Annotated in this window: 19 protein-coding genes; 17 read left to right on the top strand and 2 right to left on the bottom strand. The window is 66.7% G+C overall.

What is annotated here, in order from left to right; genetic code table 11:
* Nucleotides 1–331 precede the first annotated feature (331 nt).
* The 17 genes from ARC63_RS20660 (at nt 332) to cueR (ending at nt 19,159) form a co-directional block, all read left to right on the top strand.
* Nucleotides 332–640 (top strand): YerC/YecD family TrpR-related protein, encoded by a 309-nt coding sequence (locus ARC63_RS20660; RefSeq protein ID WP_167345309.1) that lies wholly within the window; start codon nt 332–334, stop codon nt 638–640.
* Nucleotides 641–674: 34 nt separating this feature from the next.
* On the top strand, nt 675–1,586 hold the full coding sequence (gene hisG / locus ARC63_RS20665; RefSeq protein WP_057504274.1) for an ATP phosphoribosyltransferase: 912 nt from the start codon (nt 675–677) through the stop codon (nt 1,584–1,586).
* Nucleotides 1,583–2,878: a histidinol dehydrogenase gene (gene hisD, locus ARC63_RS20670; RefSeq protein ID WP_057504275.1), complete on the top strand. Its 1,296-nt coding sequence runs from the start codon at nt 1,583–1,585 to the stop codon at nt 2,876–2,878. The genes hisG and hisD overlap by 4 nt, the downstream gene beginning before the upstream one ends.
* Nucleotides 2,875–3,969: a histidinol-phosphate transaminase gene (hisC, locus tag ARC63_RS20675; RefSeq protein WP_057504276.1), complete on the top strand. Its 1,095-nt coding sequence runs from the start codon at nt 2,875–2,877 to the stop codon at nt 3,967–3,969. Before hisD ends, hisC begins: the two co-directional genes overlap by 4 nt.
* Nucleotides 3,966–5,039: a bifunctional histidinol-phosphatase/imidazoleglycerol-phosphate dehydratase HisB gene (gene hisB / locus ARC63_RS20680; RefSeq protein ID WP_057504277.1), complete on the top strand. Its 1,074-nt coding sequence runs from the start codon at nt 3,966–3,968 to the stop codon at nt 5,037–5,039. Before hisC ends, hisB begins: the two co-directional genes overlap by 4 nt.
* A complete protein-coding gene (gene hisH / locus ARC63_RS20685; RefSeq protein ID WP_057504278.1) occupies nt 5,036–5,638 on the top strand; it encodes an imidazole glycerol phosphate synthase subunit HisH in 603 nt (200 codons plus the stop codon). The genes hisB and hisH overlap by 4 nt, the downstream gene beginning before the upstream one ends.
* Nucleotides 5,635–6,369 carry a 1-(5-phosphoribosyl)-5-[(5-phosphoribosylamino)methylideneamino]imidazole-4-carboxamide isomerase gene (hisA, locus tag ARC63_RS20690; protein ID WP_057504279.1) on the top strand — a complete coding sequence of 245 codons (735 nt, stop codon included), beginning with the start codon at nt 5,635–5,637 and terminating at the stop codon, nt 6,367–6,369. The genes hisH and hisA overlap by 4 nt, the downstream gene beginning before the upstream one ends.
* The gene (gene hisF / locus ARC63_RS20695) at nt 6,363–7,139 is read left to right on the top strand and encodes an imidazole glycerol phosphate synthase subunit HisF (protein ID WP_057504280.1); all 777 of its coding nucleotides are present in this window, start codon (nt 6,363–6,365) and stop codon (nt 7,137–7,139) included. The genes hisA and hisF overlap by 7 nt, the downstream gene beginning before the upstream one ends.
* Complete coding sequence (hisIE, locus tag ARC63_RS20700; RefSeq protein ID WP_043397222.1) at nt 7,129–7,749, top strand: bifunctional phosphoribosyl-AMP cyclohydrolase/phosphoribosyl-ATP diphosphatase HisIE; 621 nt, start codon at nt 7,129–7,131, stop codon at nt 7,747–7,749. The genes hisF and hisIE overlap by 11 nt, the downstream gene beginning before the upstream one ends.
* A gap of 148 nt (nt 7,750–7,897) precedes the next feature.
* On the top strand, nt 7,898–9,487 hold the full coding sequence (locus ARC63_RS20705; RefSeq protein WP_057504281.1) for a calcineurin-like phosphoesterase C-terminal domain-containing protein: 1,590 nt from the start codon (nt 7,898–7,900) through the stop codon (nt 9,485–9,487).
* Nucleotides 9,488–9,521: 34 nt separating this feature from the next.
* On the top strand, nt 9,522–9,806 hold the full coding sequence (locus ARC63_RS20710) for a hypothetical protein (protein WP_005409434.1): 285 nt from the start codon (nt 9,522–9,524) through the stop codon (nt 9,804–9,806).
* 84 nt (nt 9,807–9,890) lie between these two features.
* The gene (locus ARC63_RS20715) at nt 9,891–10,913 is read left to right on the top strand and encodes a glucokinase (RefSeq protein WP_057504282.1); all 1,023 of its coding nucleotides are present in this window, start codon (nt 9,891–9,893) and stop codon (nt 10,911–10,913) included.
* Nucleotides 10,914–10,964: 51 nt separating this feature from the next.
* On the top strand, nt 10,965–11,963 hold the full coding sequence (locus tag ARC63_RS20720) for a glycosylasparaginase (RefSeq protein WP_057504283.1): 999 nt from the start codon (nt 10,965–10,967) through the stop codon (nt 11,961–11,963).
* Nucleotides 11,960–12,697, top strand: a complete 738-nt coding sequence (locus tag ARC63_RS20725) for a copper homeostasis protein CutC (RefSeq protein ID WP_057504284.1) — start codon at nt 11,960–11,962, stop codon at nt 12,695–12,697. Before ARC63_RS20720 ends, ARC63_RS20725 begins: the two co-directional genes overlap by 4 nt.
* Nucleotides 12,698–13,104: 407 nt before the next feature.
* Nucleotides 13,105–16,062, top strand: a complete 2,958-nt coding sequence (locus tag ARC63_RS20730) for a TonB-dependent receptor plug domain-containing protein (protein ID WP_057504285.1) — start codon at nt 13,105–13,107, stop codon at nt 16,060–16,062.
* Between the two features lie 128 nt (nt 16,063–16,190).
* Complete coding sequence (locus ARC63_RS20735) at nt 16,191–18,692, top strand: heavy metal translocating P-type ATPase (protein WP_057504286.1); 2,502 nt, start codon at nt 16,191–16,193, stop codon at nt 18,690–18,692.
* 11 nt (nt 18,693–18,703) lie between these two features.
* Nucleotides 18,704–19,159, top strand: coding sequence for a Cu(I)-responsive transcriptional regulator (gene cueR, locus ARC63_RS20740; protein ID WP_057504287.1), 456 nt, complete (start codon nt 18,704–18,706; stop codon nt 19,157–19,159).
* Between the two features lie 77 nt (nt 19,160–19,236).
* Here cueR and ARC63_RS20745 read toward each other — a convergent pair whose 3' ends face one another.
* On the bottom strand, nt 19,237–19,431 hold the full coding sequence (locus ARC63_RS20745; protein WP_010482571.1) for a heavy-metal-associated domain-containing protein: 195 nt from the start codon (nt 19,429–19,431) through the stop codon (nt 19,237–19,239).
* 199 nt (nt 19,432–19,630) lie between these two features.
* Nucleotides 19,631–22,708 carry a TonB-dependent receptor gene (locus ARC63_RS20750; protein WP_057504288.1) on the bottom strand — a complete coding sequence of 1,026 codons (3,078 nt, stop codon included), beginning with the start codon at nt 22,706–22,708 and terminating at the stop codon, nt 19,631–19,633.
* Nucleotides 22,709–23,391: the final 683 nt, after the last annotated feature.

The raw sequence follows: 23,391 nt of genomic DNA on the forward strand, positions 1-23,391 counted from the left end.
TACGATATTCGCCTTAGTCTGGGGGGCTCGGAAATGTTTATAAGAGACAGACATGGGTGAGGGCGCTTTGCTTGCGAAGCACTGCTTCGCAAGCGCCCGAACGCACAGCCGCCAGCGGCTGGGCCGGGCCCCGGAGGGGTAGTTGCAGCGTCCCCCTCGACCGGACCTGCCCCGCCAACCCTTGGGATGCCTTTCTTTTGACGTAGACGTTGCCTCTGCGGGTGCAGGGCGCAGCCCTGCCGTACCCCAACCCAATCCACGATTTGACGCACTGCGCAAGAATACGCTAATGTACTAACGCGCTATTACATTGATGCATGGAAACGACCCCGTGAAAGCCCGCCCGGACATTGCCGCCAAAGACCCGAAGGCCGACCTGCAAGCCCTGGCCCGGGCCTTTGCCGCCCTGCGCGAGCCGGAGCAGGTGGAAGCGTTCCTGCGCGACCTGTGTACCCCCGCCGAACTGGAAGCGATGGCCGACCGCTGGAAAGTGGTGCCGCTGCTGCAGCAGGGCGTGCCTTACCGCGAGATCCACGAGCGCACCGGCGTCAGCGTGACCACCACCGGACGGGTGGCGCGAACGCTTGAGCATGGCCATCGAGGCTATGCCGCCGCCATCGACCGCCTTGCTTCGCGCTGATCCGCGCCCCGTTCCGAACTTCGAGACCTCCCCCATGAGTGCAACCCAGGCAGCGCCGGCACGAGACCGGTTGCGTATCGCCATCCAGAAGAGTGGCCGGCTGGCCGAACCCGCCCGCAACCTGCTCAGTGCCTGCGGCCTGAGCTGGCGCGAGAGCCGCGACAAGCTGTTCTGCTACGGCGAATCGCTGCCGGTGGACCTGCTGCTGGTGCGCGACGACGACATCCCCGGCCTGATCGCCGACGGCGTCTGCGACCTCGGCATCGTCGGCCGCAATGAGCTGGACGAACAGGCCGCGGCCCGCCGTCAGATCGGCCTGCCTGATGCCTACCAGGCGCTGCGCGGGCTGGGCTTCGGCCAGTGCCGGCTGATGCTGGCGGTGCCCGAGGAATGGCAGTGGCAGGGTCCGGCGCAGCTGGCCGGCACCCGCATCGCCACCAGCTATCCGGCCATCCTCACGCAGTGGCTGGATGAGCAGGGCGTGGATGCACAGGTGGTCGAGCTGTCCGGTTCGGTGGAGATCGCGCCACGCCTCGGTACCGCAGACCTGATCTGCGACCTGGTCTCCAGCGGCGCCACGCTGCGCGCCAACCAGTTGACCCCGGTGCACAACCTGCTCGACAGCGAGGCGGTGCTGGCGGGCGCGGTGCGGGTGCCGGATGACGCACGCGCGTCGCTGCGGGCGATGCTGCTGCGCCGTCTCGACGGGGTGGTGCAGCGCCAGGACCGCAAGCTGCTGATGTTCCGCGCCAGCGAAGACCGCGTGGATGCGCTGGCACAGCTGCTGGCCGATGCCGAGCCGCTGGTGCGGCTGCCGGCCGATGGCGGTGCGCTGCGCCTGCAGACCATGTGCCCCGGCCCGTTGAGCTGGCAGCGCATGGAAGAACTGGAGCGCGCTGGCGCGCAGGGCCTGATGGTGTTGAGCGTGGAGCGATCGCTGGCATGAACCGTCTGATCTGGTCCCGACTTGATGAGGCCGCGCGTAGCGCGGCATTGACCCGCCCGGTGCAGACCGTGGCGCAGCAGACCCGCGACGCGGTGGCCACGCTGATTGCAGAAGTGCGCGCACAGGGAGACGACGCGCTGCGTGCTATCACCGCACGCTTCGATGGTGTCGAGCTGCCATCGTTCGAAGTGAGCGAAGCGGAGTTCGCAGCGGCCGAAGCCGCCGTCCCCGCCGAGCTGCGCCAGGCCATGGTGGAAGCGGCCGAGCGCATCGCCCGCTTCCACGCCGCCGGCATGGGTACGGGGTATGCCGTGGAAACCGCGCCCGGCGTGGTCTGCGAACGCATGCTGCGTCCGATCGGCCGGGTGGGCCTGTATGTGCCGGCCGGTAGCGCACCGCTCCCGTCCACCGCGTTGATGCTGGGCGTGCCAGCGCAGCTGGCCGGCTGCCCGCAGGTGGTGCTGTGCACGCCGCCGCGCGCCGACGGCACGGCTGATCCGGCGGTGCTGGTGGCCGCGCGGCTGACCGGCGTGCGGCGCGTGTTCAAGCTGGGCGGCGCGCAGGCGATTGCCGCGATGGCCTATGGCACCGCCACCATCCCGGCCTGCGACAAGCTGTTCGGGCCCGGCAACAGCTTCGTCACCGAAGCCAAGCAGCAGGTCGCACAGGACGGCGCCGCCGCCATCGACATGCCCGCCGGCCCGTCGGAAGTGCTGGTGATCGCCGATGCGGGTGCCAATCCGGCGTTCGTGGCTGCCGATCTGCTGTCGCAGGCCGAGCATGGCCCGGATTCGCAGGTCCTTCTGCTGACCGACGATGCCGCGATGCTGGCGGCGGTCGAGGCCGAAGTGGAGCGCCAGGTGGCCCTGCTGCCGCGCCAGCAGATCGCGCGCCAGGCGCTGTCGGCCTCGCGCCTGATCCAGGTCGATTCGCTGGAGGAAGCCTTCGCGATCAGCAACCGCTATGCGCCCGAGCACCTGATCCTGGCGCTGCGCCAGCCGCGCGACTGGCTGGACCAGGTGCAGGCGGCCGGCTCGGTGTTCCTGGGGGACTTCACCCCCGAAGCACTGGGCGACTACTGCAGCGGCACCAACCACGTGCTGCCCACCGCGGGTGCCGCACGTGCCTACAGCGGCGTGAGCGTGGCCAGCTTCCAGAACCTGATCAGCGTGCAGAGCGCCAGCGCCGCCGGTCTGGCCGCAATCGGCGGCTGCGCACGCATCATCGCCAGCGCTGAAGGCCTGGACGCGCACGAACGTGCGGTTGCCCTGCGCATGGAGGCCGCCGCATGAGCGCCGCCATTGATGACGTGCTGGCACTGGTGCGCCCGGATCTGCAGGCGTTCGCTGGCTACAGCTCGGCGCGCAGCGCGGCGGTGCAGGGCGAGGTCTGGTTGAACGCCAATGAGTCGGCCTGGGCCAATCCGGCCGATGCCGACGGCAGCAGCCGGCGCTATCCCGAACCGCAACCGCTGGCGCTGCGTGAAGGCCTGGCCGCACTGTATGGCGTGCAGCCGCAGCAGCTGCTGGTCGGGCGGGGCAGTGACGAGGCCATCGACCTGCTGGTGCGCGCGCTGTGCGTGCCGGGCCGCGATGGCGTGCTGGTCACGCCGCCGGTGTTCGGCATGTATGCGGTGTGTGCGCGGTTGCAGGGCGCCCCGCTGATCGAAGTGCCGCTGGTGGACGGCGAGGATGGACTGCGCACCGATCTGGATGCGGTGATCGACGCGGCCAAGGCGCAGGGTGCCAAGCTGGTGTTCCTGTGTGCGCCGTCGAACCCGGCCGGCAGTGACATCGCCCTGGATGAGGTCGAGCGCGTGGCGGTTGCGCTGCGCGGGCAGGCGCTGGTCGTGGTGGACGAGGCCTATGTCGAGTATGCACAACGGCCGTCGGCGACCACGTTGCTGGTCGCGCACGCCAATCTGGCGGTGCTGCGCACGCTGTCGAAGGCGCACGCGCTCGCGGCCGCCCGCATTGGCACGCTGATCGCTGCCCCGGAGCTGATTGCCCTGCTGCGTCGCTGCCAGGCGCCGTACCCGGTGCCGACGCCGTGCGCGGAACTGGCCGTGCAGGCACTGCAGCCGGCCGCGCTGGCACGCACCGCCGAGCGCGTGACCACGGTGATCGCCGAGCGCGAGCGCCTGCGTGCAGCCCTGGCCGGCCTGCCCGGCGTGTGCCGGGTGTATGCCTCGGCCGGCAACTACCTGCTGGTCCGCTTCTCCGATGCCCAGGCCGCGTTCGATACGCTGCTGGCTGCGGGCGTGGTGGTGCGCGACCAGCGCGCCGCGCCGCAGTTGGGTGATGCGCTGCGCATCAGCATCGGCAGCCCCGAAGAGAATGACCGCGTGCTTGCGGCCCTGTCGGCGCGGAGGGCCGCAGCATGACCCCGATCCTGTTCATCGACCGCGACGGTACCCTCATCGAGGAGCCGTCCGATTTCCAGATCGACGCCTACGAGAAGCTGCGCTTCGTGCCGCAGGTGATCCCGGCGCTGCTGAAGCTGCGGGATGCCGGCTACCAGTTCGTGATCGTCACCAATCAGGATGGCCTGGGCAGCGAAAGCTACCCGCGTGCCAGCTTCGATGGCCCCAACGAGCTGATGCTGCAGATCTTCGAAAGCCAGGGCATCACCTTCCGTGACGTGCTGATCGACTGCAGCTGGCCGCAGGACAATGCGCCCACGCGCAAGCCAGGCATCGGCCTGATGACCGCCTACCTGCAGGACCGCAGCATCGACTGGGCGCGTTCGGGCATGGTGGGGGACCGTATCACCGACCTGCAGTTCGCCGACAACCTCAACATCCGTGGCTTCCAGCTGCGCACCGAACAGTTCGGTGGCGAGTGGGACTGGCCGGGCATCGCCCATGCGCTGGCCGATGCGCCGCGTACTGCCGTGGTCCAGCGCAACACCAAGGAGACGAAGATCCGCGTTGAACTCGATCTGGACCGTGCCGGTGATGCGCGCATCGCCACCGGACTGCCGTTCTTCGACCACATGCTGGAACAGATCGGCAAGCACGGCGGGTTCGCGCTGGACATCCAGGCCGAGGGCGACCTGCATATCGACGAGCACCACACCATCGAGGACACCGGGCTGGCGCTGGGCCAGGCCCTGCGCGAGGCGCTGGGCGACAAGCGCGGCATTGGCCGCTACGGCTTCACCCTGCCGATGGACGAGACGCTGGCCAGCGCCGCACTGGATTTCAGCGGCCGGCCGTACTTAGTGTTCGAAGGTGAGTTCAAGCGTGAGCGCGTGGGCGATATGCCGACCGAGCTGGTGCCGCACTTCTTCCGCTCGCTGTGCGACGCCAGTGGCCTGAACCTCAACCTGCAGGTGCGCGGCGACAACGATCACCACAAGGTCGAGGCCTGCTTCAAGGCGCTGGCACGTGCGCTGCGTCCGGCGTTGGCCCGGCAGGGCACCGCGCTGCCTTCCACCAAGGGGGCGTTGTGAGCGACGTCGCGCTGATCGATGCCGGCGGTGCCAACCTGGGCTCGGTGCGCTATGCATTGGAGCGTCTGGGTGCGACGGTGCGGCTGGTGCGCGATGCGGACGGCCTGATCGGCGCGCAGCGGGTGATCCTGCCCGGTGTCGGCGCCGCCGGTCCCGGCATGCAGCGTCTGCACGCGCAGGGCCTGGTGGAATCGCTGCAGCGACTGGAGGTGCCGCTGATGGGTATCTGCCTCGGCATGCAGCTGCTGTTCGAACGCTCCGAGGAAGCGGGTGTGGAGACACTGGGGCTGATTCCCGGCGTGGTGCGCAAGCTGGTGCCGGCCTGCGGCATCCGCGTGCCGCACATGGGCTGGAACCGGCTGCTGCCGCTGCGCGAATCGCTGCTGCTGCGCGGTGTGCCGGAGCGCGCCAGCGCCTACTTCGTGCACAGCTATGCGGCACCACTCAATACCCACACTGTCGCTGCCTGCGACCACGGTGGCCTGTTCACTGCCGTGGTGGAGCAGGGGCGTTACTACGGCGCACAGTTCCACCCCGAGCGCTCCGGCGAGACCGGCTCGCTGATGCTGCGCAACTTCCTCGAGGGCACGGCTGTATGAGTTTCATCGTTTACCCCGCGCTGGATATCCGTGATGGCCGCGTGGTGCGGCTGCGCCAGGGCGACTACGCGCAGGAAACCTCGTATGGCGACGACGCCCTGCCGCGCGCGCAGGCCTTTGCTGCGCAGGGCGCGCAGTGGATGCATCTGGTCGACCTGGACGCTGCGCGTGCCGGTGGCTACACCCTTGCGCCGCTGCTCGCGTCGGTCCGTGCGCAGACGCCGCTGCAGGTGCAGACCGGCGGTGGCGTGCGCGGTCGCGACGACGTGGCGCGCATCCTCGATGCCGGCGCCGGTCGCGTAGTGGTCGGCTCGCTGGCCGTGCGCCGTCCCGATGAGGTGGTGGGCTGGCTGGAGGAGTTCGGCGCCGAACGCGTCACCATTGCGCTTGACGCCCGCCAGGATGCACAGGGCCAGTGGCAGCTGCCGGTGCACGGCTGGACCGAGAACGCCGGGGTGACCCTGGACGTTCTGGCTCAGCGCTACGCACGCGCCGGCATGCGCCACCTGCTGTGCACCGACATCGCCCGCGACGGCATGCTGGCCGGGCCCAACATCAGCCTCTACCAGCACCTGTCGGCGCTGCTGCCGGGCGTGGCGGTGCAGGCTTCCGGCGGCATCCGTGACGTGGCCGACGTTGCCGAAGCGCGACGTGCAGGCTGCGGTGGCGCGATCCTTGGCAAGGCGCTGCTGGAGCAGCGCATGGACCTGGCGGAGGCACTGGCATGTTGAGCCGGCGCATCATTCCGTGCCTGGACGTGCGCGATGGCCGCGTGGTCAAGGGCGTGCGTTTCCGCGACCACGTCGACATGGGCGATATCGCCGAGCTGGCGCAGCGCTACCGTGACCAGGGCGCCGACGAGCTGGTGTTCTATGACATCGGCGCCAGCCCCGAGGCGCGTTCAGTGGACGTGGCCTGGATCGAGCGCATCGCGCGGCTGATCGACATTCCGTTCTGCGTGGCCGGTGGCATCGACAGCGTGGAAACCGCGCGTCGCGTGCTGTTCGCCGGTGCCGACAAGGTGTCGATCAACTCGCCGGCGTTGGGCCGTCCGGAACTGATCACTGAACTGGCCGACGAGTTCGGCGTGCAATGCGTGGTGGTCGGTGTCGACTCGGTACGCGAGACCGATGGACAGTGGCGGGTGCGCCGCTTCAGCGGGGACCCGAACAAGACCCAGGCGGTGCCACTGCGCACCCTGGACTGGATTGTCGAGGCGCAACGGCGGGGCGCCGGTGAGATCGTGCTGAACTGCATGGACAGCGATGGCGTGCGCCGTGGCTACGATGTCGTGCAACTGCAACAGGCGCGGGCACTGTGCCAGGTACCGTTGATCGCCTCTGGCGGTGCCGGCGCGATGGAGCACTTTGCCGAAGCCTTCGACCAGGCCGACGTCGACGGCGCGCTGGCGGCCAGTGTGTTCCACAGCAGTGCCATCGCCATTCCGGAATTGAAGCGCTACCTGCGCGGACAGCAGATCGAGGTGCGGGATGTCTATTGAAGTCAGGCCGTCGTCGGACGCATTGCAGGCGTTGGACTGGGGCAAGGGTGACGGACTGCTGCCCGCTGTCGTGCAGGATGCCGATACCCTGCAGGTGCTGATGCTGGGCTATGTCAGCGCCGAATCATTGGCGGCCACCCTGGCGATCGGGCACATGACGTTCTTCAGCCGCAGCAAGCAGCGGCTGTGGACCAAGGGCGAGCAGTCCGGCAACGTGCTGGTGGTGCAGTCGATCAGCGTGGACTGCGATGCCGATACGCTGCTGGTGATGGCACGCCCGGCCGGGCCAACCTGTCACACCGGTGCGGAGAGCTGCTTCGATGGCGCGCCGAAGGACTTCCTTGGCGGGCTGGCCCAGTTGGTGGCGATGCGCGAGGCACAGCGGCCAACGGGCAGCTACACCACGAGCCTGTTCGAGGGCGGCATCCGCCGCATCGCGCAGAAGGTGGGCGAGGAGGGCGTGGAGACCGCCTTGGCGGCGGTGGCGCAGGATGACGAGGCGCTGCTGGGCGAGGCTTCGGACCTGCTGTACCACCTGCTGGTGCTGCTGCGCGCGCGCGGGCTGTCGCTGGAGGATGCGCGGGCGGTGCTGGAAAAGCGCCATCGTTGAGGTGCGGTAGTGCCGGCCGTTGGCCAGCAACCACCCGACGTCCGACGAATGTGAGGTTGCCGGCCAGCGGCCGGTACTACCATCTTGAAATGCAGCCGAGCATGGCTCGGCTCTACAATACCGCGTCTCTTTCTGCTGGATCTCTCCCATGAAACTGCCTGCCGCGTGGCTGTGCTGCCTGTTGCTGACCTCGCCGGCCTGGGCCGCGGACACCGTGGTCACCGGCAAGGTCTATCTGGAGCGCGACGGCCGGCCGGGGCGCGGCGCGACCGATCCGGGCCTGGCCGGGGTGCAGGTCTCCAATGGCGAGGCCATCGTCAAGACCGCCGCCGACGGCAGCTACAGCCTGCCGGTGCGCGATGGCCAGACCGTGTTCGTGATCAAGCCCGATGCGTATTCGTTCCCGAAGGCGGCCGATGGCCTGCCCTCGTTCTGGCGCCACTACCGCCCGAACGGCTCGCCGGCGCTGAAGTACGGCGGTATCGCCGCCACCAGCGACGTCACCCGCAACTGGGATTTCGCCCTGCAGTCGGATCGCCATGACAGCCGCCGTGGTTTCCAGATGCTGGTGTTCACCGATTCGCAGACCGCCAGCCTGAAGGACATCGGCTACTACCAGCAGTCGATCGTGGCGCCGCTGGTCGGTCAGACCAGGGCGCGCATGGGCACCACCCTGGGTGACATCGTCAATGATGACCTGACCCTGTATCCGGCGATCAACAAGGTCACCACCGGACTTGGCGTGCCGTGGTTCCATGTGCCGGGCAACCACGACCTCGACTTCGATGCCGCCAGCGATGAGCACTCGCTGGACAGTTGGCGCAACATCTATGGCCCGGACACCTACGCGGTGGAAGAGGGTGGCGCCAGTTTCGTGTTCCTCGATGACGTGGTGTACGACCCCAAGGCCAAGCCGAAGTATGTCGGTGGACTGCGCGAAGACCAGTTCGCCTTCCTCGCCAGCTACCTGAAGGGCCTGCACAAGGACCGCCTGCTGGTGCTGGGCATGCACATCCCGCTGTTCGACGCCGCGCCGGGACGCGAGACCTTCCGCCATGCTGACCGTCAGCGCCTGTTCGACCTGTTGAAGGACTTCCGCAACGTGCTGGTGCTCAGCGGCCACAGCCACACCCAGCAGCACGTCTACCACGGCAAGGCCGACGGCTGGAACGGCGGCAAGCCGCTGCACGAATACAACGTGGGTGCCAACTGCGGTGCGTTCTGGTCGGGTGTGAAGAATGCCGCCGGCGTGCCGGACAGCACCATGAGCGATGGCACGCCGAAGGGCTATGCATTGCTCGACGTGGCCGGCAATGGCAGCTACAAACTGCAGTACCGCGTGGCGGGCAAGTCGGCCAGCGAGCAGATCGGCCTGCATGCGCCGAAGGTGCTGCGCCAGGGGGCCTACCCGGCGTGGGGCATCTATGCCAACGTCTACATGGGTGAGGATGCCAGCGTGGTCGAGTACCGCGTCGATGGCGGCGCCTGGCAGCCGATGAAGCAGGTCAGCCAGCCCGATCCGCGCCTGATGATGGAGAACGTGGCCGACGATCTGGCTGACAGCCTGCGTGGCTACGACCGCTCGCCGGAGGCCACCGCATCGCCGCACCTGTGGCGTGGCGCGCTGCCGACCGATCTGGCGGTGGGCAGCCACAAGGTCGAAGTACGCTCCACCCAGCCTGACGGTGCGGTGTTCACCGCCACCACCCGCTACAGCCTGCAGACTGCCCAGCCCTGACCTCCGCATCACGGCCCCAGCGAAAGGACCCCGCATGGATATCCGCTTCATGGCCGGCACCACGCCGGTGACCCTCAGCCGCCACTGGTTCACCGGCGCGATGCTGCTGCAGAGCGCCACCGAGAAGGTCTGGGTGCAGCATCCGCTGCATCCGGGCACGCACTTCTCCTTCTCGCTGGTACAGTCGTGGCTGCGCCACATTGCTGGCCATGAAGTGCTGGTAGAACGCACCCGGCCGCTGCTGTTCGCCGGCTTCCGCCCGCAGCGCCTGCGCGTGCTGGTGGATGGCGTGCAGGTGGCCGAACAGGAAGGCATGTAGGCCAACCTGAATCATCGGCGTGCTAGGCAAAGCCGCCCCGATGCCTGAGAATCGGGGCGATTCAATCGATCCAAGCAGGCCAGCGTGACCATCGCAGCAGCGTCCCCGGTTTCCTCCGACTCCGCCCGCGGCGGTCCTCCGCGCAGTCTGGTGGTCGCCGATGTCGGCGGCACCTTCGCCCGCATTGCGCTGGCTGAAACCCAACCTGGCCAGGCGCCGCTGCTGGGCAGCCATCGCACCTACGCCTGCGCCGAGCACCCCAGCCTGGCAGCGATCCTGGCCGATTTCACCGCAGGCGTTGGCCAGCCGGTGCAGACTGCGGTTGTGGCCATCGCCGGCCTGCTCGATGGCGATGTACTGATCAATTCCAACCTGCCGTGGACGGTCTCGCTGTCGGCCACCCGCGCGCAGTCCGGGCTGCACGAACTGCAGCTGATCAATGATTTCGAAGCGGTGGCGCTGGCCATCCCGTACCTGCAGCCGGAAACCCTGATGCCACTGAACGGCGACGCCGATCCGGCACAGGCGTTCCCGGCGCTGGTGCTGGGCGCGGGCACCGGCCTGGGCGCCGCACTGCGCTTTGCCGATGGCGAGCGCCCGGTGCTGGCCAGCGAGATCGGCCACGCCGCGCTTGGCGCCGGCAACGCGCTGGAACTGCAGGTGCTGGGCAAGTTGCTGCAGCGCTGGGCGCACGTGGACAACGAGCGCGTGCTGTCCGGTAGTGGCCTGATGAACCTGTATCCGTGCCTGTGCGAGCTGCGCGGCGTCACCCCGGTGTGGACCAGTACCGAAGCACTGATCGGTGCCGCCCGCAGCGGTGAAGACGCGCTGGCGGTGGAGACGCTGCAGGTGTTCTGCGCCTGGCTGGGCAGCCTGGCCGGCGACGCAGCGATCGCCGTCGGTGCACGCTCGGTGTACCTGGCCGGAGGCATTGCCGCGCACGTGCAGGATTTCCTGGCCGATGGCCGCTTCCGTGAGCGCTTCCTCAACAAGGGCGTGCTGACCGAGGTGCTGCGCCAGGTGCCGGTATGGCGCGTGGAGCACGGCCAGCTGGGCGTACTCGGTGCAGCGGTCTGGCACGCCGCACGACAGCCCACGCACGACTGATCGGCACGACCGGCATCGGGCCGGCCGTGCATTGCAGACTGGGAGGGGAAGATGGTGGATCGCAGGCAGTTCCTGCAGGCCGGTGCACTGGCCGCAGGCATGGCGGCTTTGCCGGGCGTGCAGGCACGCACGCAGGGTGGGGCCAAGGTGGTTTCGACCTGGGACTTCGGCGTGCCGGCCAACCAGGCCGCATGGAAGGTGCTGGCGCAGGGCGGCAGCGCGCTGGATGCGGTGGAAGCGGGCACACGCTGGGCCGAGAGCGAGCTGTGCAACCCCACCGTCGGTCATTGCGGCAACCCGGATCGCGATGGCGTGCTGAGCCTAGATGCCAGCATCATGGATGGCGATGGCCGTTGTGGTGCGGTGGCCGCGCTGGTCGACATCCTGCATCCGGTGTCGGTGGCCCGCAAAGTGATGGAAAACAGCCCGCACGTTTTGCTGGTGGGCGAGGGCGCGCAGCAGTTCGCGGTGCAGCAGGGTTTCGAGCGCAAGCACCTGCTGACGCCGCAGGCCGAGGCGGCCTGGCGCGAGTGGCTGAAGACCGAGAAGTACCAGCCGCAGATCAATGCCGAGCGCCGGGGTATTCCCGGCAACAGCGACAACCACGACACCATCGGCATGCTGGCACTGGACGCCAAGGGCCATCTGGCCGGTGCCTGCACCACCAGTGGGATGGCCTGGAAACTGCACGGACGCGTGGGCGACAGCCCGATCATCGGTGCCGGCCTGTATGTCGACAACGAAGTGGGTGCGGCCACCGCCTCGGGCGTGGGTGAGGAGATGATCCGCAACGCCGCCTCGTTCCTGGTGGTCGAGCTGATGCGCCAGGGGCGCTCGCCGGCACAGGCCTGCCGCGAGGCAATCGACCGTGTGGTGCGCAAGCGGCCGGAGGCGAGCAAGACCCTGCAGGTGTGCTTCCTGGCCATGAACAAGCAGGGCGAGGTGGGCGCCTACGCGTTGCATCGCGGCTTCGTCTACGCCGTGTGCGATGCGCAGCGCCAGGATGACCTGCGCGATTCGCCGTCGATCTATGCGAGCACCCAGGCGTGAGCACGCGGCTGACCCTGGAGATCGCCAGCAACTCGCTGGCCTCGGCGTTGGCGGCGCAGGCCGGCGGGGCCGACCGCATCGAGCTGTTCGACAATCTGGCCGAGGGTGGCACCACGCCGTCGTTTGCCACCATCGCGATTGCCCGCGAACGCCTGTCGATTCCGCTGTTCGTACTGGTGCGCCCGCGCCCGGGTGATTTCCACTACAACGCGTTGGAAACCGAACTGATGCTGCGTGACATCGCGCAGTGCCGCGCGCTGGGCTGCGATGGCGTGGTGATTGGTGCATTGGACGTGCAGGGCGGCGTTGACGTGGCGTTGTGCCGTGAACTGATGCAGGCGGCCGGGCCGTTGCAGGTGACCTTCCACCGCGCCTTTGATGCTGCCCGCGACCTGCCGGTGGCGCTGGAGCAGGTGATCGGGCTGGGCTGCCAGCGCGTGCTGACCTCCGGCGGCCAGGTCAGCGCCGAGGCCGGTGCCGATGTGCTGGCGGCGCTGGTCACCCAGGCGGCCGGGCGTATCACGGTGATGGCAGGTGCCGGATTGGCCCCGGGCAACATCGCAACCGTCGCGCGGCAGACGGGCTGTACCGAACTGCACGCGTCCGCAAAAGGCCTGCGCCGCTCGGCCATGCAGTTCCAGAACCCGGCCCTGCGCGGCCTGGACCCGGACTGGAGCCAGACCGCCACCGCGACCGTGGCCGCGCTGCGGCAGGCGCTGGACGGCGCAAGGTAGCCCGCCTCTTCTGTAGAGCCGAGCCCACGCTCGGCTGCTTTTCGCGGCGAACAACAGCAGCCGAGCGCGGGCCCGGATCTACAACGCCCCGCTGTCGGCCGTACACGGCATCACGGACAAAACCGTTCCGCGCGCGATTGTCGCGATCGTGTCATTGACGTGTGTGCCGTTCTCTCAGCGATGTTTCGCAACCCTTTGATTGTTCGGGATGACGGCAGCCGGTAGCGGCATTCCGCGGGCTGTTGCTGCGTCGCCGCATGCCGGGTGTGATTCAGCTGTGCTTTAGTTTGGATCGATCCACAGGGGAGGGTGCTGCGACGGTCCTGAACCGATCCAGGCGCCCGGATCACCGGTAGTGCCGCACCACCACCCGTCCATGCGTCCACACTTTCGAAGAGCAACCACCCATGGCTCAGATCGTCCGCAAGCGCCGTCACCTGCTGTCCCAGGCCCTGGTCCTGGCCCTGCTTCCCCTGGCTGCCAATGCGCAGGAAGCCTCAAGCTCGTCCACCAAGGATCTCGATGCGGTCACCGTCACCGGCTCGCGCATCAAGCGCGCCAGTGTCGAAGGCCCGGCACCGGTCAATGTGATCACCGCCGCGCAGATCCAGAAGGAAGGCTTCGTCAGCGTGTACGACGCGCTGAAGACCCTCACCGAAGCGACCGGCACTGTTGAAGCCGCCTCGCAGTGGGGCTCGCATACGCCCAATGCCAGCGGCCTGAACCTGCGCGGGATGGGCCCGAACCGCTCGCTGTTGCTGGTCAACGGCCGTCGTGTGGCGGACTACCCGCTGCCGTATGGCGGTGAAACCAACTTCTCCAATTACGGCAACATTCCGGCCGCGGCGGTGGAGCGCATCGAAGTGCTGACCGGTGGCGCGTCGGCCATCTATGGCTCCGATGCGATCGCCGGAGTGGTCAACGTCATCCTCAAGACCAACTACGACGGCGACGAAGTGCGCGTGCGCGGCGGTACCTCCACCGAAGGCGGCCGCGATACGTGGGATCTGTCCTGGGCCGGCGGCAGGACCGGCGACAACTGGAGCGTGACCTACGCGCTGCAGTACACCAAGCGCGACCCGCTGTTTGGCCGTGACCGCCCGCAGATGGACGACGCCGATGATGCACCGTATCCGTCCTGGAACATGGAACAACGCAAAGTCGGCTTCCGTCCCACCGCCGGCCTGGCGCTGATCGATCCGACCACCGGTCAGCGCCTGGCGCCGCCCACCGGCACCTGCGAGAAGTTCGATGGCGAGTACTACACCGCGGATCGATTGGTCTACAACTACGCCGCCAACACCATCACCAACACCGGCCGCCTGTGCGGCATGCGTGCGGACTATGCGAACTGGCTGCTTACGGGCGGTGCCGAGAACGTGTCCGGCAACCTGTATGCCACCCTCGACTTCAGCAATGACCTGCAGGCCTGGACCAACCTGGCCGTCTACCGCTCCGAAGCGATCTGGGGCACCAATCCGCCGAGCGTGTCGCTGATCGACGACGACAACGGCTACTACTGGGATGCCAACCGCAACCGCCCGATCCTGGGCGTGCGCCAGTTCACGCCAAATGAAGTCGGTGGCCTGGATACGCTGCGCAACACCAACCGCGAACTGTCCTGGGACTGGAGCGCCGGCCTGCGTGGCCGCCTCGCTGACCGCTTCGACTGGAGCACCACAGTGGGGCGTTCCTACTACCGCGTTGAAGAACGGCAGAACGTGGTCGACAAGCAGAAGTCGTATGACTACTTCCTGGGTCCGAAGCTGGGCACCACCGCCGATGGCGAGGCGATCTACGCACTGAACGAATCGCGCTGGTGGAATCCGCTGACGCCGGACCAGTACTGGCAGATGGGCACGGTGGCGAGGAACCGCGCATCATCGTGGGTCAACCAGGCTTCGGCGGACATCACCGGCGAGCTTTTCCAAGGGTGGGCGGGTCCGATTTCGTTCGCGGCAGTGGCCGAAGTCGCGCAGCAGGGCTATCACCTCAGCCCCGATCCGCGTGCAGGTATCGACTTCGACCTGCAGAACGTCGATCGCGGCGGCGGCGAGCGCACCCGCTATTCGGCCGGCGTCGAGTTCAAGATCCCGCTGCTGGAGAGCGTGACCGCCACTGCGGCCGCGCGCTATGACCGCTATGGCAACTACAAGGCTGACAACAGCGGCGAAGCGCTGGACATCGGCAGCCAGAAGGAAACCACCTGGAACGTCGGCCTGGAATGGCGCCCGGTGGAGTCGCTGCTGGTGCGTGGCTCCTACGCCACCAGTTTCCATGCGCCGGACATGCACTACCTGCTGGGCCAGCCGAGCAGCTCCGAAGTGCAGACCTATGACCGCCTGCGCTGCATCCAGAGCGGCGCTTACCTGGTCAACAACTGCGGCGTGGGCAACACCGACGTCTGGTACACCTTCGACGTGAACCGCCGCGGCACGCCACTGCTGCGTTCGGAAACCGGCGATTCGTGGACGGTCGGTTTCGTCTGGGATGTGATGCCCAATCTGTCGGTCAGTGCCGACTACTGGGCGATCAAGCTGGAAGACATGATCGTCGACGTCGGCGCCGACGAGGTGCTGGCCAGCGAAGCCGGCTGCCTGACCGGCAAGAACATCGACGGTACACCGTGGGCCAATCCGGCCGGTGGCGAATACTGCGCCGGCATCCTGGCCCGCGTGAACCGCGACAGCAACGGCCGTCTGGTATCGATCGAGCGCGGGCCGTTCAACCTGGCCAGCCGCGAAGTGCGCGGTATCGACCTGACCGCGCGCTATCGCCTGGAAACCGCGCAGTGGGGCAGCTTCCAGCTGGGCCTGAACTACACCAACCAGATCTCGACCAAGGAACAGCGCTACACCAACGACCCGAACCCGGAGCGTCGTGACCGCGACCTGCGCAGCAAGCTGCGCGCGAGCCTGGCCTGGCAGCGCGGCAACTGGAACGCCAATGTCTATGCCGACCGCATCGGTTCGGTGCCGGGCGTGCGCTACCACTGGGGCACCGATCGCCTGAACAACCCGGGTGGCTGCCTGCCGTTCGCTGATGGCTATGTGCCCAGCGACAGCCCGTCGCTGAACTGCCTGGAACCGGCAACACGTCCGGATGGCTCGCCCAACCCGAACCCGAACGCCGGCCAGCAGACCACGCGCTACTACGGGCGGGTCGGGCCGTTCATCACCTGGAACTTCAACATGGGCTACCAGGTGACCGAACGCGCCAAGGTCAACGTCTACGTCAACAACGTGTTCAATTCGGCCAGCTGGAACCACAAGGATCCGTACAAGCTGGACTATGACTTCGCCCCGACCCGCCTGCTCGGCGCGGTGGGCCGCGAGTTCGCGCTGGAGTACGTGTTCACCTTCTGAGGCGGATTGCGGGCGGTACGCCGGGCCTGGCCCGGCGATACCGGCTGGACGTGGCGGCTGGATTTGACCTTCCCACGATGGCAAGGTTTAGCCTGTCCGCATCCAGAAGGAACCCCGGGAATCCGATCATGAGCACGCCCCGCGCCATTGCAGCCCCCGCAAGCCCCGCCACCATCAGCCTGCCCATCGAGGGCATGACCTGCGCCAGCTGTGTCGGCCGGGTCGAGGCCGCGCTGTCCAAGGTCGAAGGTGTGGGCAGTGTTTCGGTCAATCTGGCCACCGAGCGCGCGGATATCCGCCCGTCGGGCCCGGTCGATCGGGCCGCGCTGATCCAGGCGGTGGAGCGGGTGGGCTATGACGTGCCCGCCGCTACCGTTGAACTGGCCGTGGAAGGCATGACCTGCGCTTCCTGCGTGGGCCGCGTGGAGCGTGCGCTGCTGGCGGTGCCGGGCGTCAGCCAGGCCAGCGTGAACCTGGCCACGGAGCGCGCGACCGTGCGCGGCGTGGCGGGCGTGGACGCGCTGGTGGCGGCCATCGACAAGGTCGGCTACGCCGCACGCTTGATCCAGGCCGGTGTGCAGTCCGACGGTGAAGCCGCTGAAAAGAAGGATGCCGAGCGCGCCGGACTGAAACGCGACCTGATCGTGGCGTCCGCGCTGGCGCTACCGGTGTTCGTGCTGGAGATGGGTTCGCACCTGATTCCCGGCATGCACGAATGGGTGATGGCCACCATCGGCATGCAGACCAGCTGGTACCTGCAGTTCGTACTGACCCTCCTGGTGCTGGTCATCCCCGGCCGCCGTTTCTATCAGAAGGGCTTCCCGGCACTGCTGCGGCTGGCGCCGGACATGAATTCACTGGTGGCGGTGGGCACCGCCGCGGCGTTCGGTTACTCGGTGGTAGCGACCTTTGCACCGCGGCTGTTGCCGCTGGGCACGGTGAACGTCTACTACGAAGCGGCGGCGGTGATCGTCGCGCTGATCCTGCTCGGCCGCTTCCTTGAAGCTCGGGCCAAGGGCCGTACCTCCGAGGCGATCAAGCGTCTGGTCAACCTGCAGGCCAAGGTCGCCCATGTGATCCGTGACGGCCGCACCGTCGACATCCCGGTCAATGAAGTGCAGAGCGGCGACGTGGTGGAAGTGCGCCCGGGCGAGCGCGTGCCGGTCGATGGCGAGGTGGTCGAGGGTCGCAGCTACATCGACGAGTCGATGATCAGCGGCGAGCCTATTCCGGTCGAGAAGCAGCCGGGAAGCAGCGTTGTCGGTGGCACGGTCAACCAGAAGGGCGCACTGACGGTGCGAGCCACGGCGGTGGGCGCGCAGACGATGCTGGCGCAGATCATCCGCATGGTCGAACAGGCGCAGGGCTCGAAGCTGCCGATCCAGGCGGTGGTCGACAAGGTCACGTTGTGGTTCGTGCCGGCGGTGATGCTGGCCGCGCTGGCGACCTTCGCGGTCTGGCTGATCTTCGGTCCATCGCCGGCGCTGAGCTTCGCGCTGGTCAATGCGGTGGCGGTGCTGATCATTGCCTGCCCCTGCGCGATGGGCTTGGCCACGCCGACCTCGATCATGGTCGGTACTGGCCGTGGCGCTGAAATGGGTGTGCTTTTCCGCAAGGGTGAAGCGCTGCAGCTGCTGAAGGACGCGCAGGTGGTGGCGGTGGACAAGACCGGCACGCTGACCGAAGGCCGCCCGCGCCTGACCGACCTGGAGATCGCCGACGGTTTTGATCGCAGTACGGTGCTGGGAGCGGTGGCGGCAGTGGAGTCGCGCTCGGAGCATCCGATTGCCCGCGCCATCGTGGATGCGGCCACCGAGCAGGGCATCGCGTTGCCGGCGATGGCCGATTTCGAATCGGTCACCGGCATGGGCGTGCGTGCCAGTGTTGATGGCGCGCGCGTGGAGGTGGGGGCTGATCGTTTCATGCGCGATCTGAGGGTGGATATCACGCCGTTCGCGGCGCTGGCCACCCAGCTTGGAACGCAGGGCAAGTCGCCGCTGTATGCCGCCATCGACGGCCGCCTGGCCGCGATCATCGCGGTATCCGATCCGATCAAGCCGAGCACGCCGGCCGCGATCGCGGCACTGCACCAGCTCGGCCTGAAGGTGGCGATGATCACCGGTGACAACGCCGGTACCGCGCAGGCGATCGCGCGCGAGCTGGGCATCGATGAGGTGGTGGCCGAGGTGCTGCCGGAAGGCAAGGTCGAGGCCGTGCGCCGCCTGAAGGCCACGCATGGCCACGTCTCCTTCGTCGGCGATGGCATCAATGATGCGCCGGCACTGGCCGAAGCCGATGTCGGCCTGGCCATCGGTACCGGCACCGATATCGCGGTGGAGTCGGCCGATGTGGTGCTGATGTCGGGCAACCTGCAGGGCGTGCCCAATGCCATCGCGCTGTCCAAGGCGACGCTGGGCAACATCCGGCAGAACCTGTTCTGGGCGTTCGCCTACAACACCGCGTTGATTCCGGTAGCGGCCGGCGTGCTGTACCCGGTGTGGGGCGTGCTGCTGTCGCCGGTGTTCGCGGCCGGTGCGATGGCATTGTCCAGCGTGTTCGTGCTGGGCAACGCGCTGCGACTGCGCCGCTTCCAGCCGCCGATGGCGGATGCCGCCGCTGCCACCCACTGAAGGAGATCCGCATGAACATCGGTGAAGCTGCCAAGGCCTCCAGCGTGTCGGCGAAGATGATCCGCTACTACGAGCAGATCGGCCTGATTCCCGCAGCTGATAGAACCGAGTCGGGCTACCGGGCGTATTCGCAGGCGGACATCCACCGCCTGCGTTTCATCCGCCGTGCGCGCGATCTCGGCTTCCAGGTGGCCGAGATCACCGATCTTCTGGGCCTCTGGAATGACACCTCGCGGCACAGTGCCGACGTGAAGCATCTGGCCGAACAGCACATCGCCGATCTGGAACAGCGCATCGAGCACATGCGGCAGATGGCCGACACGCTGAAGTCACTGATCAGCTGTTGTGCGGGAGACGAGCGCCCTGAGTGCCCGATCCTGCAGCGGCTGGTTGAGGACGATGAGACGCCGGTGCCGGTTGATACCGCGAAGACCGGTGCAGTGCGGCGACGCGCACAGAAGCATTGAATCGATATCGCGTGAACCAAAAAGCCCGCCCTGTGACAGTGCACGGGGCGGGCTTCGTTGTGGACGCAGGGCAGGGGTCAGACGGTACGCGGCGGGAAACCGGCATCGTTCACCGCGGCGAACACCTGTTCCTGCGACGCGGTGGTCTGCACCTTGACCAGGCCGGTCGGCGGGTCGGCAACCACGCTGGCGTTCGGATCGATCTGCTGGATCGCGCGGGTCACGCTGCGCGCGCAACCACCGCAGGTCATGCCTTCAACATGGAATTCCATCTGTAGCTCCTTCGGTGCTCTTGGGGTGGAGTCAGTGTGCACCTTCCAACGATGGCAGGGTCAAGCGCCGGGCTGAACGACAGGCAAGGCGCCGTCAAAAAACGGCAGCCACCTGTACCAGCGTGGCTGCCGTGGAGGAACGTCCCCGCCGGAGCAGGGCGTGGGCTGCGCCGGGCGTACCCGCGCAACCCGTGGTGCTTCAGAACTTCCAGGTGGCGCCGAAGTACAGCTGGCGGCCTGCGTAGGTGTTGGAGACGAGGCGGGCCTTGGTGTCATTGCCCAGGTGCACGCGCTGCTCGGACTTGGTGGCATTGATCACCGAGGCGGTCAGGGTCCAGTCCGGGGTCAGGTTGTAGGCAACATTCAGGTCCAGCTGGTCATACGGTTCGGTGTAGACGGTGAGGCCATTGTTGAGCCCGCCGACCACCTGGCCGCGACGGTTGAACGAAGCGCGCGCGAGGAACTTCTCGTTCTCGTAGAACACCGTGACGTTGGCCTGGTTCTTGGCGCTGCCAACCAGCGGCGAGGAGCCGATTTCCTGGCCGTCCAGAACAATCGAGGCCAGGTTGGTGTCGTTGTAGGTGTAGTTGGCCTGCACGCCGAAGCCGAAATCGAAGGTGTACTGGCCATACAGCTCGACGCCCTGCGACACACCATCGCGGCCATTGGCCTGGGTCTCGTAGCGCTGCACGTTCACCGCTTCACCGTTGATGACCATCGGCGTGTCGCGCACCACCGGCAAAGTGAAGTTGTCCACGTTCTTGCGGAACAGGCCGACGCCGGCGACTGCGCCCGGCTGGAAATACCACTCCAGGCCCAGGTCGAACTGGGTGGCCTTGAACGGTTCCAGCTGCTTGTTGCTGCCTTGGCCCACCCAGCCTGCGGTCGAAGCGCCACCGGCAACGCGGCGATCATTGACGTACTCTTCGCTGTAATAGCTCAGTGCGCCCGGTGCTGCGATGTCGGTGTAGCCGGGGCGGGCGATCACCTTCGATGCGGCGCCACGCAGCACCAGCGTGTCGGTGATGTCCCAGGCGATATTGAAACTCGGCAGCACGTCGGTGTACGTGCGATCCACGCCGATCAGGCTGTAGGTCTTGCTCTGCGCCAGGTCGTGCGGCAGGCGCACGAAGCCGCTCTCGCAGCTGTAGGTCGGGTAGGCTGCAGCGGCCGGATCGGTACACGCCATCGGCGCGCCGGACGCGTTGTCCAGGAAGTAGTCGTTGAACTTCTCGATCGAGTCGGAGGACTGCGCGAACTGCTTGGTGCGCACCACGCGCACGCCGACGTTGCCGCGCAGGCGCTCGGTGCGGAAGTTGGCCTGGAAGTAGCCCGAGTAGATCTTTTCGTTGACGTTGTAGACGAAGTCTTCCTCGGTACGGTTGTGCGAACCGCCGTAGGTCTTGTTCAGGTAGTCGATGTAGGCCGGGTAGTTGATGCCCGGGAACACGTTGGCATTGAAGCCACCCGCGATGTTGCTGATCGGGTTGGACAGGAAGAAGCCAGGCTGCGCATCGCCGGCAGTCGGATCGCAGCCGCTCTGGTAGCGGCTGTTGTCATAGTCGGCCGGGTCACGGCCCGGGCACACCCAGTAGGTGTTGCCGGTGTTGCGGTGGACCTTGCCATCACGGTACTTGGCACCGAACTGGATGGAGTCCAGCCAGCCGGATTCAAACAGCTTGGTGACGTCGGCCTGGAAGTAGTTCTGCTTGACCTCGGTGCGCTTCCACGACGAATCGGTCGAGCCGGTGTCGACTTCGGCGATGCCGTTCATCAGCTGCTGCTGCAGGTCGGGCGAGAAGGTGGCCGAAGGCGTGCCGGTCAGATCCCAGGCGCTGTACAGATTGCCCGACAGGTAATCGTTGCCGACCTTGCGGCGCGGCTTGGCCGACATCCGGAAGTTCATCGACGGACCACCTTCGGACCAGGTGCGGCCGCCGGTGAACGAGGCCTTCCACAGCGGGCTGATGTCCCAGTCGATGGTCAGGTCAGCGGTCTGCGACAGCGCCTTTTCCTTGCTGTAGCCACCGGTCAGCTGCGGCGTCGGAACCGTGCAGTCGTCCGGGCCCCAGCCACCGGGCTTGAGGCCGGCAGCCTTGGCCTGGTCTTCATTGCAGTAGTAGGTTTTCCCCGCCAGCTTTTCGAACTGGGCGCCGGTAACGGTGTTGCCGCTGGGATCGAAGTCCAGGCCGTTGAGCAGGCGTCCACCGGCCCAGTTTCCATCGCCATTGAAGCGGGCCATGCTCCATTCCGGAATCTTCAGCATGTTCTGGGTGTAATCACCCTGCAGTTCGAAGCGGAAGTAGTTGGCCGTCATCGTGACGTTGTCGACCGGCTTGAACTGGAAGGTCAGCTGGCCGCCTTTGCGCTCGCGCTTTTCTTCCTTCACCGCGAAGTTGACCGACGTCGGCATGAAGAAATCGCTGTAGTTGCCGCCGGTCTGGTTGTTGAAACCGGACTTGCCCCACCAGTAGTGGATGCCATCCTGCGCCTGCACGTTGCCATAGGCATCGCGCGCCTTGCCGGCGCCATACCACTGGTAGTCCTCGGTGCTGGCTTCCATGGTACGGGTGGTGCGCTTCTGCTGCGTCACGCCGATCAGCACGCCGAAACGCTCATCCTTGCTGTGCCACGAATACAGGGCCGAGGCTTGCGGGTCGATATCGTGGTGGGTATCGGAGGAGGTGCCCTCAAGCGTGACGAAGCCCGAGTTGGACTCCATGTCGAGCGGACGACGGGTGTGCAGAATCACCGTGCCGCCGATGCCGCCTTCGTCGATGCGTGCTTCCGGCGACTTGAACAGCTCCGCGCTGGACAGCATGTTCGACGGCAGCAGGGTGTAGTTGAACGAACGGGTCGCTTCGTCGTTGGTTTCCGACGTGGCGACGTAGTTGCCGTTCAACTGGGTCAGGGTCAGGTCTGGTGCCAGGCCACGAACGCTGACGGTCTTGCCTTCGCCGCCACTGCGGGTGATGACCACGCCGGGCACGCGCTGCAGTGCGTCGGCCACGTTCTTGTCGGGGAACTTGCCGACGTCTTCGGCGGTGATCACTTCGACCACGGCGTTGGCGTCGCGCTTCTGCTCAAGGCTCTTTTCAATGGCGTAGCGGTAGCCGGTGACCTGGACGCTGTCCAGGTTGGTGGCGTCCTGCGCGCCGGTGGAAGCGGCCTGCTGCGCGGCGGCGCCAGCCGGAATGACGGCGGCGGCCAAGGCCAGCGCGATGGCCAACGCCAGTGCGTCCTGGCCATGCGTACGTGTTGAATGCTTCATTCCCATCTCTCCCTCTCTCCTGGATTGATCCGGTGACGTGGCACGGACAACTTGAATCGATCTAATTTGAAGTGACATTGTCGCTATTGCCATGCAGTGGCAGTAGCACCGTGCGCGTGGCCTGGTACGTCCTGTTGCTGCTCCCCCAACTCCCGGCCATCGCAGCATCGTTCTTGGATCGATCTAAGCGATGGGCGGGCGTTTTTTAGCATGGGTCGCGCGCGGGCGCATGCTGCTCCGCAATATGGTACTGGCGTGGCGAAGGGATGACGGTTTGCTGAAAACAGTGAAATCGTTTTCGTGCGCAGGGGAAGGGTGGGTCGGCAGGGCTGCGCCCTGCACCTGCTTCAAGCCAGGGCAACGTCTACAGCCAAAGCCAAAGCGAAAGCCAAAGCCAAAGCGGCTCTGGGTTGTCTGTGGCTTGGCGGGGCGGTGTCGGATTGCGGGGACGCCGTAAACCCGTCCATGGGGGCTTGGCCGCGGCATCCATGCCGCGGACACCCCGCAATCCGACACCGCCCCACCTTCGACAGTTTCCCGGTGACGGTTGGATTGATCCTGGTGCGGCATGGGGTCATGGGGTCAGATCCGTTTTCCTTTGGAAAACGGATCTGACCCCAATTGATTTCGCTATCTGACAGAGATTCATCCACGCATGGCGTGGATCTACAGATCGCGGAAATCTGTCG

It is taken from the genome of Stenotrophomonas geniculata ATCC 19374 = JCM 13324 (assembly GCF_001431625.1).
Classification (GTDB): domain Bacteria; phylum Pseudomonadota; class Gammaproteobacteria; order Xanthomonadales; family Xanthomonadaceae; genus Stenotrophomonas; species Stenotrophomonas geniculata.

Bases quoted from the DNA above. Each gene is read 5' to 3' on its own strand.
- hisG (WP_057504274.1), top strand. From the start codon at position 675: ATGAGTGCAACCCAGGCAGCGCCGGCACGAGACCGGTTGCGTATCGCC.
- hisD (WP_057504275.1), top strand. From the start codon at position 1,583: ATGAACCGTCTGATCTGGTCCCGACTTGATGAGGCCGCGCGTAGCGCG.
- hisC (WP_057504276.1), top strand. From the start codon at position 2,875: ATGAGCGCCGCCATTGATGACGTGCTGGCACTGGTGCGCCCGGATCTG.
- hisB (WP_057504277.1), top strand. From the start codon at position 3,966: ATGACCCCGATCCTGTTCATCGACCGCGACGGTACCCTCATCGAGGAG.
- hisA (WP_057504279.1), top strand. From the start codon at position 5,635: ATGAGTTTCATCGTTTACCCCGCGCTGGATATCCGTGATGGCCGCGTG.
- hisF (WP_057504280.1), top strand. From the start codon at position 6,363: ATGTTGAGCCGGCGCATCATTCCGTGCCTGGACGTGCGCGATGGCCGC.
- hisIE (WP_043397222.1), top strand. From the start codon at position 7,129: ATGTCTATTGAAGTCAGGCCGTCGTCGGACGCATTGCAGGCGTTGGAC.
- ARC63_RS20705 (WP_057504281.1), top strand. From the start codon at position 7,898: ATGAAACTGCCTGCCGCGTGGCTGTGCTGCCTGTTGCTGACCTCGCCG.
- ARC63_RS20710 (WP_005409434.1), top strand. From the start codon at position 9,522: ATGGATATCCGCTTCATGGCCGGCACCACGCCGGTGACCCTCAGCCGC.
- ARC63_RS20720 (WP_057504283.1), top strand. From the start codon at position 10,965: ATGGTGGATCGCAGGCAGTTCCTGCAGGCCGGTGCACTGGCCGCAGGC.
- ARC63_RS20730 (WP_057504285.1), top strand. From the start codon at position 13,105: ATGGCTCAGATCGTCCGCAAGCGCCGTCACCTGCTGTCCCAGGCCCTG.
- ARC63_RS20735 (WP_057504286.1), top strand. From the start codon at position 16,191: ATGAGCACGCCCCGCGCCATTGCAGCCCCCGCAAGCCCCGCCACCATC.
- cueR (WP_057504287.1), top strand. From the start codon at position 18,704: ATGAACATCGGTGAAGCTGCCAAGGCCTCCAGCGTGTCGGCGAAGATG.
- ARC63_RS20745 (WP_010482571.1), bottom strand. From the start codon at position 19,431: ATGGAATTCCATGTTGAAGGCATGACCTGCGGTGGTTGCGCGCGCAGC.
- ARC63_RS20750 (WP_057504288.1), bottom strand. From the start codon at position 22,708: ATGGGAATGAAGCATTCAACACGTACGCATGGCCAGGACGCACTGGCG.